Annotated in this window: 12 protein-coding genes; 7 read left to right on the top strand and 5 right to left on the bottom strand. The window is 55.4% G+C overall.

Features of this window, described 5'->3' with window-relative positions; all coding sequences use genetic code 11:
* The first annotated feature begins 7 nt into the window (after positions 1–7).
* The 5 genes from acrB to L3068_RS05065 all read left to right on the top strand — a co-directional run bounded on the left by acrB (position 8) and on the right by L3068_RS05065 (position 5,633).
* Complete coding sequence (gene acrB, locus L3068_RS05085; RefSeq protein ID WP_014882803.1) at positions 8–3,154, top strand: multidrug efflux RND transporter permease subunit AcrB; 3,147 nt, start codon at positions 8–10, stop codon at positions 3,152–3,154.
* Positions 3,155–3,665: 511 nt separating this feature from the next.
* Entirely contained in the window at positions 3,666–4,040 is a 375-nt protein-coding gene (gene tomB / locus L3068_RS05080) for an Hha toxicity modulator TomB (RefSeq protein ID WP_008499288.1), read from the top strand.
* A 27-nt stretch (positions 4,041–4,067) separates the two neighbouring features.
* On the top strand, positions 4,068–4,286 hold the full coding sequence (gene hha / locus L3068_RS05075) for a hemolysin expression-modulating protein Hha (RefSeq protein WP_014882802.1): 219 nt from the start codon (positions 4,068–4,070) through the stop codon (positions 4,284–4,286).
* 209 nt (positions 4,287–4,495) lie between these two features.
* A complete protein-coding gene (gene maa, locus L3068_RS05070; RefSeq protein WP_014882801.1) occupies positions 4,496–5,047 on the top strand; it encodes a maltose O-acetyltransferase in 552 nt (183 codons plus the stop codon).
* Between the two features lie 118 nt (positions 5,048–5,165).
* Positions 5,166–5,633: a YlaC family protein gene (locus L3068_RS05065; protein ID WP_014882800.1), complete on the top strand. Its 468-nt coding sequence runs from the start codon at positions 5,166–5,168 to the stop codon at positions 5,631–5,633.
* Here L3068_RS05065 and pdxR read toward each other — a convergent pair.
* Positions 5,605–7,065 (bottom strand): MocR-like pyridoxine biosynthesis transcription factor PdxR, encoded by a 1,461-nt coding sequence (gene pdxR / locus L3068_RS05060; RefSeq protein ID WP_117581149.1) that lies wholly within the window; start codon positions 7,063–7,065, stop codon positions 5,605–5,607. The two genes, L3068_RS05065 and pdxR, sit on opposite strands and share 29 nt — an antisense overlap.
* A 101-nt stretch (positions 7,066–7,166) precedes the next feature.
* Between pdxR and L3068_RS05055 the strand changes: the two genes are divergently transcribed.
* The gene (locus L3068_RS05055; RefSeq protein ID WP_032637309.1) at positions 7,167–7,877 is read left to right on the top strand and encodes a GNAT family N-acetyltransferase; all 711 of its coding nucleotides are present in this window, start codon (positions 7,167–7,169) and stop codon (positions 7,875–7,877) included.
* On the opposite strand, the gene ykgO is transcribed toward L3068_RS05055, so the two are convergent.
* A complete protein-coding gene (gene ykgO / locus L3068_RS05050; RefSeq protein ID WP_003859006.1) occupies positions 7,874–8,014 on the bottom strand; it encodes a type B 50S ribosomal protein L36 in 141 nt (46 codons plus the stop codon). The two genes, L3068_RS05055 and ykgO, sit on opposite strands and share 4 nt — an antisense overlap.
* Before the next feature lie 2 nt (positions 8,015–8,016).
* A complete protein-coding gene (locus L3068_RS05045; protein WP_010428154.1) occupies positions 8,017–8,277 on the bottom strand; it encodes a type B 50S ribosomal protein L31 in 261 nt (86 codons plus the stop codon).
* A 221-nt stretch (positions 8,278–8,498) separates the two neighbouring features.
* Between L3068_RS05045 and pdeB the strand changes: the two genes are divergently transcribed.
* Entirely contained in the window at positions 8,499–10,064 is a 1,566-nt protein-coding gene (gene pdeB / locus L3068_RS05040) for a cyclic di-3',5'-guanosine monophosphate phosphodiesterase PdeB (protein ID WP_117581150.1), read from the top strand.
* Between the two features lie 37 nt (positions 10,065–10,101).
* Here the strand turns inward: pdeB and L3068_RS05035 are convergent, their stop codons facing one another.
* Both L3068_RS05035 and L3068_RS05030 read right to left on the bottom strand, forming a co-directional pair.
* Complete coding sequence (locus L3068_RS05035; RefSeq protein WP_117581151.1) at positions 10,102–13,194, bottom strand: beta-galactosidase; 3,093 nt, start codon at positions 13,192–13,194, stop codon at positions 10,102–10,104.
* A gap of 102 nt (positions 13,195–13,296) precedes the next feature.
* A complete protein-coding gene (locus L3068_RS05030) occupies positions 13,297–14,367 on the bottom strand; it encodes a LacI family DNA-binding transcriptional regulator (RefSeq protein WP_014882794.1) in 1,071 nt (356 codons plus the stop codon).
* Positions 14,368–14,383: the final 16 nt, after the last annotated feature.

The raw sequence follows: 14,383 nt of genomic DNA, 5'->3' as shown, positions 1-14,383 counted from the left end.
TTAAGACATGCCTAATTTCTTTATCGATCGCCCCATATTTGCGTGGGTGATCGCCATTATCATCATGTTGGCCGGGGGACTTGCGATCCTGAAGCTGCCTGTCGCGCAATATCCAACGATTGCGCCACCGGCGGTGACAATTTCCGCAACCTACCCGGGCGCTGATGCGAAAACGGTGCAGGACACCGTCACCCAGGTTATCGAACAGAACATGAACGGTATCGATAACCTGATGTACATGTCCTCAAACAGTGACTCAACCGGTACAGTACAGATCACCCTGACCTTCGAGTCAGGTACCGATGCTGACATCGCGCAGGTTCAGGTGCAGAACAAACTGCAGCTGGCAATGCCGTTGCTGCCGCAGGAAGTACAACAGCAGGGCGTGAGCGTCGAGAAATCGTCCAGTAGCTTCCTGATGGTTGTTGGCGTTATCAACACCAACGGCACCATGACGCAGGAGGATATTTCCGACTACGTGGGCGCCAACATGAAGGATGCCATCAGCCGTACTTCCGGTGTGGGTGACGTTCAGCTGTTCGGTTCTCAGTACGCGATGCGTATCTGGATGGATCCGAACAAATTGAACAACTTCCAGCTGACGCCGGTTGACGTGATTAACGCGATTAAAGCGCAGAACGCCCAGGTGGCAGCCGGTCAGTTAGGCGGTACACCACCTGTGAAAGGCCAGCAGCTTAACGCGTCCATTATCGCGCAAACCCGTCTGACCTCCGCCGATGAGTTCAGCAAAATCCTGCTGAAAGTGAATCAGGACGGTTCGCAGGTTCGCCTGCGCGACGTAGCGAAAGTGGAGCTGGGTGGCGAAAACTACGACATCATTGCGAAGTTTAACGGTAAACCCGCTTCCGGTCTGGGTATTAAACTGGCGACCGGCGCTAACGCCCTGGACACCGCCACGGCGATCCGCGCAGAGCTGAAGAAGATGGAACCGTTCTTCCCGTCAGGTCTGAAAATCGTCTACCCGTACGACACGACGCCGTTCGTAAAAATTTCGATTCATGAAGTGGTTAAAACGCTGGTAGAAGCGATTATCCTGGTCTTCCTGGTGATGTATCTATTCCTGCAAAACTTCCGCGCGACGCTGATCCCAACCATCGCCGTGCCGGTCGTTCTGCTGGGGACCTTTGCCATCCTTGCGGCCTTTGGATTCTCGATAAATACCCTGACGATGTTCGGGATGGTGCTTGCCATCGGCCTGTTGGTGGATGACGCCATCGTAGTGGTAGAGAACGTCGAGCGTGTCATGGCGGAAGAGGGTTTACCGCCGAAGGAAGCAACCCGTAAATCCATGGGCCAGATCCAGGGCGCGCTGGTCGGTATCGCGATGGTACTGTCGGCGGTATTTATCCCGATGGCCTTCTTCGGCGGCTCTACCGGTGCGATTTACCGCCAGTTCTCGATTACCATCGTTTCCGCGATGGCGCTGTCGGTGCTGGTCGCATTGATCCTGACGCCTGCGCTGTGTGCCACCATGCTGAAGCCCATTCAGAAAGGCGGTCATGGCGAGCATAAAGGGTTCTTCGGCTGGTTTAACCGCATGTTTGACAAGAGCACGCACCACTACACCGACAGCGTGGGCAACATCCTGCGTAGCACCGGTCGTTATCTGCTGCTCTATATCATCATTGTCGTCGGCATGGCCTATCTGTTCGTTCGTCTGCCAAGCTCGTTCCTGCCTGATGAAGACCAGGGCGTGTTCCTGACGATGGCGCAGCTTCCGGCGGGTGCATCGCAGGAGCGTACCCAGAAAGTGCTGGATGAAGTGACGGACTACTACCTCACCAAAGAGAAAGCGAACGTTGAGTCCGTGTTTGCGGTTAACGGCTTTGGCTTTGCGGGTCGTGGTCAGAACACCGGTATCGCCTTCGTCTCTCTGAAAGACTGGGCGGATCGTCCGGGCGAAGAGAACAAAGTTGAGGCCATCACTGGCCGTGCAATGGGGACCTTCTCGCAGATTAAGGATGCGATGGTCTTCGCCTTTAACCTGCCAGCGATTGTTGAACTGGGTACCGCGACCGGTTTCGACTTCCAGCTGATCGACCAGGGCGGTCTGGGTCACGAAAAACTGACGCAGGCACGTAACCAACTGTTCGGCGAGGTGGCGAAACACCCTGACCTACTGGTTGGCGTGCGTCCAAACGGTCTGGAAGATACGCCGCAGTACAAGATCGATATCGACCAGGAGAAAGCACAGGCGCTGGGCGTGTCCATCAGCGACATCAATACCACACTGGGCGCGGCCTGGGGCGGTAGCTACGTGAACGACTTCATCGACCGTGGTCGTGTGAAGAAAGTGTACGTGATGTCAGAGGCGCAGTACCGTATGTTGCCGAACGATATTAATAACTGGTACGTTCGCGGCAGCAATGGTCAGATGGTTCCGTTCGCGGCGTTCTCAACGTCACGCTGGGAATATGGTTCACCACGTCTGGAACGTTACAACGGTCTGCCATCAATGGAGATCCTGGGTCAGGCCGCACCAGGCCGAAGCACCGGTGAAGCCATGAACCTGATGGAAGAGCTGGCGAGCAAATTGCCTTCGGGCATCGGCTATGACTGGACCGGTATGTCCTATCAGGAACGTCTGTCCGGTAACCAGGCCCCTGCCCTGTATGCCATTTCTTTGATTGTGGTATTCCTGTGTCTGGCGGCACTGTATGAGAGCTGGTCGATTCCGTTCTCCGTTATGCTGGTGGTTCCACTCGGGGTTATCGGTGCACTGCTGGCGGCGACGTTCCGTGGATTGACCAACGACGTGTACTTCCAGGTAGGCCTGCTGACAACCATTGGCTTGTCGGCGAAGAACGCGATACTTATCGTTGAATTCGCCAAAGACCTGATGGAGAAAGAAGGTAAAGGGCTTATCGAGGCGACGCTTGAAGCGGTACGTATGCGTCTGCGTCCTATTCTGATGACGTCACTGGCGTTTATCCTCGGCGTACTGCCGCTGGTTATCAGCTCTGGCGCGGGCTCCGGTGCGCAGAACGCGGTCGGTACTGGCGTGATGGGCGGTATGATCACCGCGACCGTGCTGGCTATCTTCTTCGTTCCGGTGTTCTTCGTGGTGGTTCGCCGCCGCTTCAGCCGCAAAAATGAAGATGTTGAGCACAGTCATTCGGTAGAACCGCACTGATACCGGTTTCACATCATAAAAAGGCCGCATTAGCGGCCTTTTTCATTTTAAGAAAAAATCATAAAATACGCTTATTGTGGTTTTATTTATTTTCTGCCAGCGTAACAGGACATATCATAAATAACGCATAACGTAATCCGAGAATACAGGATTTTTTTAAATTCATTTCTTCGGTCAGAGGGTTAGGAATATTCCTAATTAAAAGTTCGGAAAAACAGAACTCCGGATTTGAACTTTTTCTTCAGGCGCAAACCTAAGCTAATGAAACGTAAGGAAGCTAACAAAACAAGCGTTAATCTGGATAAAAATGTTCCGTTCCGGATGAACATTTGCGTAGAGTCTCGCAGCCTGCGGTTTTATTTGTAATTTTTCGTAATAGCGCGGTGAAATCCAGACAGGAGTGGCTTATAGTTAGGTTATCAGGAACACAGCACTCATGTAGCTAAGTCAGTTGTATCCATCCCGACAATGATGTTCGGTGAGTAATAAATCACTCAGAAGGGGATGCGCTATGGACGAGTACTCGCCAAAACGGCATGATATCGCGCAGTTGAAATTTCTCTGCGAATCCTTGTACCATGACTGCCTTGCCAATCTTGATGAAAGTAACCATGGCTGGGTAAACGATCCAACGTCTGCGATCAATTTACAGTTGAACGAGCTTATCGAGCATATCGCTACCTTCGCACTTAATTATAAAATTAAGTACAATGAAGATAATAAGCTCATTGAGCAAATTGATGAATACCTGGACGACACCTTTATGTTGTTCAGTAGTTACGGCATTAACGCTCAGGATTTGCAAAAATGGCGCAAATCGGGAAACCGACTATTCCGCTGTTTCGTCAACGTGAGCAGAGCTAACCCCGTTAGCCTTTCCTGTTAAAATTATTACAATTACTAAGGTGAATTTATGTCTGAAAAACCACTCACAAAGGTCGATTATTTGATGCGCTTACGTCGTTGTCAGTCAATTGACACCCTCGAACGTGTCATTGAAAAGAATAAATACGAGCTTTCTGATAATGAACTGGCGGTATTTTATTCAGCTGCTGACCATCGCCTCGCTGAGCTAACGATGAATAAGTTATATGACAAAATCCCCACATCCGTGTGGAAATTTGTTCGTTGATCTTTGAAGTGTGTCTGTAGAGTTTCTACGCCACGTTCTAAGCTGTATTTACCTGTCCCGTTATGCTCCCTGTGCGAAAGCCAGGTCTCCGTGTTAAACGCGCTCATCAGCAACAATGTTGTGACTCTGCTCACATCGGCTTTTCGGGAACGTTCCCCTCCTGGCCAGTTGCGATTACCCTTCAGGAATCACATCCAGAGAGGTTTACGATGAGCATTGAAAAACAGAAGATGATTTCAGGTGAACATTACCGCCCGGGTGATGAGACACTACGCGCCGACAGACTGCGGGCACGCCATCTCATCCATCGCTATAACCACACTGCGCCTGATGAAAAAACAGAACGCCAGACCATTCTGGCGGAACTGCTGGGGCAAAGTGAAGGGGCTTATATTGAGCCGAGTTTCCGCTGTGACTATGGATATAACATTTATCTGGGCAAAAACTTTTACGCGAACTTCGATTGCGTGATGCTGGATGTGTGTCCTGTTCATATTGGCGATAACTGTATGCTCGCGCCGGGTGTTCATATTTATACAGCAACCCATCCCCTGGATGCGGAGGAACGTAATAGCGGCGTCGAGTTTGGTAAGCCCGTCACTATTGGCAATAATGTCTGGATTGGCGGACGGGCGGTCATTAACCCAGGCGTTACCCTGGGTGACAACGTGGTCGTCGCTTCCGGTGCCGTCGTGACGAAAGACGTCCCGTCTAATGTCGTCGTTGGGGGTAACCCGGCGAAGATCATCAAAACGCTGTAAGATCCCGGGGGAGTCAACTGTTATGGTCTTTTAGCGCCTGACTGTTACTTTTTTCAGCGGGATGGCTCTCCTAAAATTGGCAGACACCCTGTATTGTCTACACGCATAAAGGCAAAAAATGACCGAGATACAGCGCCTGCTTACCGCCACCATCGACGATCTTAACCTCCGCGAAAAGCGCGATAATCGCCCGCGCTTTAGCATCAGCTTTATCCGCAAACATCCCGGACTGTTTGTCGCAATGTATGCCGCCTGGCTGGCAACGCTTATTGTGATGCTGAAGTCCGAGACGCTGGTGGACTCCGTCTGGCTACTGGTTGTGTTATTTGTCGTCTTTAACGCTTTTTTCTTTTTCGACGTGAATCCCCGCTACCGTTATGAAGATATCGACGTGCTCGATTTCCGGGTCTGCTACAACGGTGAATGGTACAACACGCGTTTCGTGCCTGCGGAGCTTATCGAGAGCATCATGCACTCTCCGGCCGTTGAAACCGTGCAAAAAGAGAAGCTGCAAAAAATGGTTTCCACCAAAGGTCAGCTCTCTTTCTATGATGTCTTTACTCTTTCCCGCCCTGCTGCTGCGTAATTAACGCCTGCAGGCGTCGGATACCCGGCACAAACTGCGAAGCAGAGGTATTGCCATAACCTAAAACCAGACCGGTTTGCCCCTGCTTCGCCTCCAGGTAGTACCCGCTCAGCGCAGCGGGTGCCAGCTGAAATGCCCTCGCCTTCTCCACCAGCCTCTGGTCATCAATACCGTTAATCGTCACCGTCAGGTGCATCCCGCCCTCTCCGGCAAGAATACGGTGAGGGGTGTGAAGCGCTGTGCTCAGCGCCTCGCGCAGCTGGCGGTAACGTTTACGATAAAGCCGCCGCATGGCAGCAAGATGACGGGCATAGTGACCTTCTTCAATGAACAGCGCGAGGGTGCGCTGCTCCGCACGATGCCCGCCGCGCAGCAGCGAGCCAATGGCAGCGCGCGACGCCTTCGCCAGTGCGGGCGGCAGCACCATAAACCCCATTCTGAGTGACGGAAACAACGTTTTGCTGAAGGTTCCGAGATACACAACAGGGGCGTTATTCACCATTCCCAGCATGGCCGGTACGGGCTCACCGGCATAACGGAACTCGCTGTCGTAATCATCTTCAATGATCCATGCGTTGTGCTGTCGGGCCAGCTCCAGCAACGCCAGCCGCCGCCGCGCGCTGAGCACGCTTCCGCAAGGGAACTGATGCGAGGGCGAAGTGAAAATCAGCGTGGGGGAAGGCGCACGCAGCCCTTCCCAGCACATTCCCTCATCATCCACCGGCATTCCCGTCATTGTCAGGCCGGTTTTGACAAAGGCACTTTTGGCCCCGGCATAGCCGGGGTTTTCCACCCAGGCAACATCGCCAGGTTCGCTCAATAGCATCGTGCACAGATTAACCCCTTCAAGCGCCCCTTCGGTTATCACTATCTGGCTGGCGTCGCAGTCAATGCCCCGGGAGAGCGCGAGGTGGCGAGCAATCGCCGCACGAAGCGACGGCTCTCCGGCCGGATCGCCATACCCTAGCAGAGCACTCCCCTCCTCGCGCAGGACGCGATCGTACAATCGCCGCCACAGCGGCAAAGGGAAATAGTTGATGGCGGGCGTTCCCGGCGTAAATGCCATGACCGGAGTATCACGCTGCACCGGCGCAGGCAGATGAGTGACCCGTTTTGCCAGCACAACCTCAGGCGCCGGCAATGTCCGGACGCGTGCGCGATGCGCAAATTGAGCAACCTTTGTCCCCTGCCGGTTACGCAGCAAATAGCCTTCAAGCGTGAGCTGATCCAGCGCCGCGTTAACGGTGTTCCGGGAAACCGCAAGCTGCTGCGCCAGCGTGCGCGAGCCGGATAGCTGGCTACCAGACTGAAGTTTCCCGCTGAGGATGGCCTCTCGCAAAGCCAGATAGAGCGCTCGCTGGAGTGTCTCGTCCCCACGCTTTTTCAGTGCAGCATGGAGCAAAGTATAAAATTCATCACCCGGTATATTCATCTCATCTCCTTGTGGTACCAACAAAACATAGCCGAGTGGTGCTTTTTAAGGAACCAGCAATTCACTAGTCTGAAGCTCTTTTCAACGTCACGGAAATGAAGATGAAGACATTCAATGAGTTTGGACAACCCGTGGGCGACGCCCTTATCGACTGGCAGCCTCGACCACATCCGTCCCGGGTGGTGCTGCAGGGGCGTTTTTGTCGGCTTGAACCGCTGCGCGTGGTGCATGCCGAGGCGCTCTTCTCCGCCTATTCCCTGGCCGAAGACACCCGTAGCTGGACGTGGCTGCTGCGCGAACCTGATGCCACGGCCGCCGAGTATGCCGAATGGGTGGCGAGCGTGAGTGATTTATCTGACCCGATGCACTTTGCCGTCATTGATAATCAGACCCAGTCTCCGGTCGGAACGCTGGCCCTGATGCGGATCGATCCGAAAAACGGCGTCGTGGAGGTAGGTCACGTTCATTTCTCACCCCTGTTGAGCCGCACGCCAATGTCGACAGAAGCGCAATACCTGCTGATGCGGTACGTGTTTGATACCCTGGGCTATCGGCGATACGAATGGAAGTGCAACAGCCTTAACGCGCCTTCACGCAAAGCCGCACTGCGCCTGGGTTTTCAGTTTGAAGGGCGGTTTCGCCAGGCGCTGGTCATAAAAGGCCGTAACCGGGATACCGACTGGTTTTCGATTCTCGACAAAGAGTGGCCGGCGCTGGCGAGCGCCTTTGAAGGCTGGCTTGCCACCGACAATTTTACCGCCGATGGCAAACAGAAAAGATCCCTGGAAAGCTGGCGAGAAATACGCGCCTAGCGTCTTTTCTTACGCCCCTGAACCGCCTTAAAGCGCGGATTGGATTTGCAAATCACGTATAAGCGTCCCTTGCGTTTGACTATCTGGCAATCCGGGTGACGCTGTTTCGCACTGCGCAATGAGTTAAGCACCTGCATCATTACCCCCGCTTCGCATTAAGAAAACCGCCAAAACGCTTACGGAAGCGCGCCGCGCTGCCATCCGTGGAGAACGTTTTTTGCTTACCGGTATAAAACGGGTGCGATTTCGAAGAAACCTCGATGGTGATGTATGGATACGTTTCACCGTCGAGTTCAATTTCGCGGTCAGTTTTAATGGTTGAGCCGACTTTAAAATATTCATTGGCACTGGTGTCGTGGAATACCACAGTGCGATACGCTGGATGGATATCAGGTTTCATCATCAATCTCTCATGTTTTGTTATAACATAACAAAATAATATCCAGCCCTTGTTGAAAAAACAACCCCCCTTTTGCCACTGATATTTTACAGGTTTACCTGAGATAAAATAAAAACCAGGCCGCCCACGTGCTATAACTGTATCATTTCGCGGTAAAATCTTTCTCTTCAGGCAGGGAACTCAGCGTCCGGATTTCGACATATGAGAAAGGAAACGACAGCATGAACACCCGACATCTGGTCAGTCTGGTGACTGGCATACTTATCTTTTCTGTGCTGGTTCCCATTTGCCTGAGCATCTGGCTGGCGCATCGCCAGGCGGAAGAGAAATTTGTCGATGCGCTGGATAACTATGCTTCTCGTGTGCTGATACGAACCGACAGGGTCCTGGCTCAGGCAAAAGATGCGCTTAATCATCTGCAAACGTATGACGGCGTGCCGTGCAGCCCTTTGCATTTGAAAGAGATGCGCCGGGCCGCGTTTTCCTGGCGATATGTCCAGGAAGCGATCTATACCGACAACCTGAAACCACGCTGCTCCTCGCTGGAGCAATCCAGCCATGCCTCCCCCTTCCCCCCACCAACGCGCATTACCCGGGATGGTTACAGCGCATGGCTGACGGCGCAAAACGATCTGGGATTTCACCGCTACATGGTTGTGCTGGGCAAAGGCCGCTACCTTGTCATGATCGATCCTGACTCGCTGGTGGATGTGATCCCCTTCGGGGAAATAGCCATCGACGCAGCCCTGGTCGGAACCGCAACACACCGCATTTTTGCCAGCACTAATCCACTCGCGCCGCATATCCGCGAGATGATTCAGGAACGAGAGGGAGACCGCGTCCAGTACAACGGTTCAATGTACGTGATGAAGCCTGTCCCTGAGTTGGGCTTTACCGTCGTGACCTGGGCTCCGCTCAAACCTTTGGCTGATACCTGGCACAGGCAACTCCTTTTCTGGTTACCGTTTGGCATGTTGATAAGCTTGCTCGCCGCACTGTTTGTCTTGCGGATACTGCGTCGCATCCAGTCGCCCCGCAATCGCCTGCTTGACGCCATTAACAGCCGGGATTTTGTGGTTCACTATCAGCCCATCGTGGCGCTCTGTAGCGGGAAAGTGGTGGGGGCAGAGGCGCTGGCGCGCTGGCCTCAGCCAGATGGCAGCAGCCTCTCGCCGGATATTTTTGTTCCCCTTGCTGAACAAACCGGGCTCATCTCGCAGCTCACGCAGTTAGTCATTGAAAAAGTGTTTGAAGATATGGGCCACTGGTTGCAACACCACCCCGATCAGCATATCTCCATTAATCTCGCCCCTGCCGATTTGACCTCCGGCAAACTGCCACCATTGCTGAGTAAGTTAATGAATAAATGGCAAATTCATCCGCGACAAATCGCTCTTGAGCTCACCGAACGCGGTTTTGCCGACCCTAAAATCAGCGCCCCGGCTATCGCCGCGCTACGCCATTCCGGTCACCCTGTCTATATTGATGACTTTGGCACGGGCTACTCCAGCCTGAGCTATCTGCAGGATCTCGACGTAGATACGCTCAAAATTGATAAATCGTTCGTGGATGCGCTGGAGTACAAAAACGTCACGCCGCACATTATTGAAATGGCGAAATCGCTGAAGCTGGCGATGGTGGCGGAGGGTGTCGAGACCGAAGGGCAGCTCGCGTGGCTGCACCGTCATGGGGTGCAGTATGGGCAGGGGTGGTTCTACAGTAAGGCGCTGCCAAAGACGGAATTTATTCTGTGGGCAGAAAATAACCTCGGGAAGTATTCTGACTAAGCCCCGCGGACACAAAATATGGCCGCGGGACTGCCCGTCAGACCGCCTTCTGACGCCAGCTGAAGCGATAACGAAGCTGGCGCGTCTGCAGGAGAAATTCCGGCGAGACGCTGGGGCTCCAGGAGTCATCGCCGCCCACGCCCATGTGGAACGCGTCGAGGTTGAGCCAACACCCCGGCTCTTCACGTAACAGGTGGTGATGGGTTGTCTCGCGCAACTGCTGCTGGCTGTAGCGGCTTATTGAGAAGTGGAACTGACCATTCAGCAGATGCGTTCCTGCCACAAGTTCGCGGGTATCGCAGCGCAAACCATTTTCCGTCGGGAAGATATACGGCGTGTGCATCGCCTCCAGGGGCAATGTCCAGCGCCCCTGCTGTGCCGCCAGCTTTCTGTCCGGGTAATTTTCGTGCGGCCCCAGCCCCAGCCAGTGAACGTTTTCCGGCGCTTCGGCGAGATGAACGCTCAGGCCAATCCGCGCGGGTTCCGGGATATCAGACGCCATATCGACCTGAATATCACCATGCAGAACGCCCTGCTCGTCCACCCGCCAGGTTTTACGGCTCAGGAACAGCGCTTTGCCGTGGTACTCCCAGACATGCAGGGTATTGACCACCACCTCGCGAGCATGCTGCTCTGCATCACAGGACAGTACGCGGGAGGTGAGATCGTACATACCCGCTGCTTTCCAGCGTTCAACCCACGCGTTCGGATCGATTTTCGTCGCTTCGCTCACGCCAATGTCATTATCCAACGGCGCGCGGCTGAAGCTATCCGTCACGGGCGAAATCAACAGTTCCACGCCATCTCGCCACCATTGGGTCAGGTTTCCGGAAGTGCAATCGAACTGCCAGCGCTGCTGCTGATGCGTTATCTCCAGCATGAGGTCATGTTGCGTCAACACGGGAGGTTCGCCCGCAGACACTGTCGGCGCAATAAAGAGAGGAACCGGGAGCGGCCACTGCTCCCACGCGCAGCGATGGCCAGCCGGTGACCACGGCGTTGCCCGCGGCTGGCGAACCTCAACATTCAGCCAAACCTCTCCCGGCCCGGCCTTCGGCGCCGGCAGATCGAGCTCCAGACGCTGGGTGCCCTCGGGAACCATCGCGAGCGTGACCTCGCCCGCGGCCAGCACCTCTCCATCACGTGCAATCGTCCAGCTCAGCACCTCGTTATCGGTGTGGCGGAACAGGTAGCCGCTTTGCACCTCAATCACCAGCGGAGCAGTGCTCGCCAGCGTAAAGGTAAAGAACTGCTGGGCGCGCTGCGCTTCGTACAGCGCCGGATGCGGGGTTCGGTCGGGGAATACCAGACCATTGAGGCAAAACTGCCGATCGTTCGGCTTATCGCCAAAGTCTCCGCCATACGCCCAGAACGCGTTACCCTTTTCGTCTTGCTTCGTCAGGGCCTGATCGACCCAGTCCCAGACAAACCCGCCCTGCAGGCGAGGATGATTGCGAAACGCCTGCCAGTATTTCGCAAACCCACCAAAGCTGTTGCCCATCGCGTGGGCGTATTCGCAGAGGATCAGCGGACGCGTTTCATCCGGCATGCCGATCCATTTCTTGATTGACCATTTAGGGACTGCCGGGAAAGGCTGATCCTGATCGACCCGGGCGTACATCGGGCAGACAATATCGGTCGCTGCCGTATTCGCCCCGCCGCCTTCATACTGCACCGGGCGAGTCGGGTCGGTGGTTTTCAGCCAGCGGTACAGCGCATCGTGGTTCGCACCGTGGCCGGATTCATTGCCCAGCGACCAGATAATAATCGAAGGATGATTTCGGTCGCGCTGCACCATGCGGGTCACGCGCTCGCTCATGGCAGGTAGCCAGCGCGGATCGTCAGCGAGGCGGCTCATCGGCACCATACCGTGCGTTTCGATATTCGCTTCGTCAACGACGTACAGCCCATAACGATCGCAAAGCCGGTACCACAGCGGATGATTAGGATAGTGCGAGCAGCGCACGGCGTTGAAGTTGTGCTGCTTCATGATTTCGATATCGCGACGCATAGTTGCTTCATCCATCACCTGGCCGTTTTCAGGGTGGTGCTCATGTCGGTTAACGCCGCGGATCAGCAGCGGTTTACCGTTGAGCTTGAGCAGGCCATTGCTGACGTCAACGCGGCGGAAGCCAACGTCGCATGCCTCGACCTCGACCACCTCACCCTGCGGGTTGAGAAGCGCAATCGTCAGGCGATACAGTTCCGGCGTTTCAGCACTCCACAGCGCAGGGTGCTCGACGGGGATCGCCACCGTTAACCGCTCAGCCCAGCCGCCACGCTCGTCCACAATGGCAGAGCCTGGCCGCTGGGTCGCGCTGGCACAGCGTTCACCGTTGCGCCACAGCGTTATCGTGACATCGCACTCCGCGTAGCGAGCGCCTGTCAGCGCGACCGCCACTTTCAGCACCGCGCGGTCCAGCTCAGCGTTCAGGTCCGTCAACACATGGTAATCGGCGATCTGCGTTTCGGGTTTATGCAGCAAAGTGACGTCGCGGAAAATGCCGCTCATCCGCCACATGTCCTGGTCTTCAAGATAACTGCCGTCGCACCAGCGCAGTACCATGACCGCCAGGCGGTTCTCCCCGGCGCGCAGCGCCGCCGAGAGATCGAATTCGGCGGGCAAGCGGCTGTCCTGGGAATAGCCTATCCACTGTCCGTTGCACCAAAGATGAAACGCCGAGTTCACGCCGTCAAAGATAATGCGGGTTTGCCCGCCGTGGAGCCAGGCGTCATCCACCTCAAATGTGAGCGAGTAACATCCGGTTGGGTTCTCTTGTGGAACAAAAGGCGGCGTGACGGGAATGGGATAGGTGACGTTGGTGTAGATGGGCGTGTCAAATCCCTGCATCTGCCAGTTAGACGGCACGGGCATCGCAACGGCGTCCGCGCAATCTTCCGTTACCCATGCCTCCGGGACTTGCTCGGGTGCAGGAAAATAATTAAACCGCCACGCCCCGTTAAGAGAACGTCTGCTGACTGACTCCTCGTCGTTCAGGGCCGAGGATTCATGGCGCCAGCTGTGTAACGGCGCATGAGCCGACAGCCGGTTCCACTGGGTAACGCCGTGGTTTTCCCAGTCCCGTCGGGCCAGAATGGCACCGAGCGTCGGTGATAAAGTGTTGGGCATACTAACCTCTTTGCGAAGCGCTCACAATTTTGGTTAACATGCCCTGGCACTGAGCGAGGGTAAAGCATTCCATCGCGGAGCAGCGAGTCAGATCACAAAGTTTTATTTACGCGCAAGCTGCTCTGCCAGGAGAGCCAGGCGTCTGAGCTGCTCCGCCAGATCCTCTTGTTCGGCCTGCTGCGGATGGCGGCGCGCGGTGGAGTGACGGATCACCAGCGTAACCGGCAGCTGAACCTGCCAGCACGCATCGCCCTGGAGGGGGTCCAGCAGCCACGTCACGCTGCGTTCGCCCGCCTGGCGAAACGCCTGGCGAACGGTCGTCAGCGGCGGCGAAAACCAGGCACTGTCGGCCGTATCGTCAAACCCGACTACCGATAGCTGGCCAGGGATCGCTACCCCTTTTTCCGCGCAGGCGCGCATCACCCCAAGCGCCATTTGATCGTTCGCCACCAGAATCGCCTCCGGTAATACCGTACCCGACAGCAGCATATGCCCTTTCTCATAACCGCTGGCCGCGCTCCAGTCACCGTATTCCACGGCAACCGCGTCAAGGCCGGCCTGTGCCAGCGTCGCTTGCCATCCGGCCAGACGCGCACGCGCAGAGACCGAGCTTTCCGGTCCGCTCAACAAAGCAATATGCTGATGCCCCAGCGAAAGCAGATGCTCAACGCCCAGACGCGCCCCTTCCTCTGCGTTAAACACGAGGCTGTTTACCTGCGCTGAGGGCGATACATCCAGAAACAGCACCGGAACGGGCGATGCCAGCGCCCTGAGCTGTTCAGCGTGAGGATCGTCAAGCGGCACATTGACCAGCAGTGCTTCCACCCGCTGCGCCAGCAACGCCTGAAGCGCGGCCTGACACTGGTGCGGTTGCTCTACCATGGAAATGAGGACACTCGCCCCCTGTTCCGCTGCCCGGGATTTTACCGCCGAGACGATTTGTGAAGGCGCGTGCAGCGCCAGATCGGTCGTAATAAGACCCAGCGTACGGGTGCGTTTACCCGCCAGCTGTTGTGCCCGCAGGTTAGGCACATAGTGCAGTTCCGCCATTGCCTGCTGCACCTTTTCCCGCGTGCGGGCAGAGACATGCTCCGCGTCGTTAATCACGCGGGAAACGGTCTGATAAGAAACCCCCGCAAGGGAGGCGACATCATAGAGAGTGATTGCTTTCATGCTTTCTGGCATCGCG

Source organism: Enterobacter cloacae complex sp. ECL414, assembly GCF_021869685.1.
GTDB lineage: Bacteria > Pseudomonadota > Gammaproteobacteria > Enterobacterales > Enterobacteriaceae > Enterobacter > Enterobacter kobei.
The sequence above is the reverse complement of the archived record's forward strand: the minus strand, read 5'-3'. Positions and strand labels throughout refer to the sequence as shown.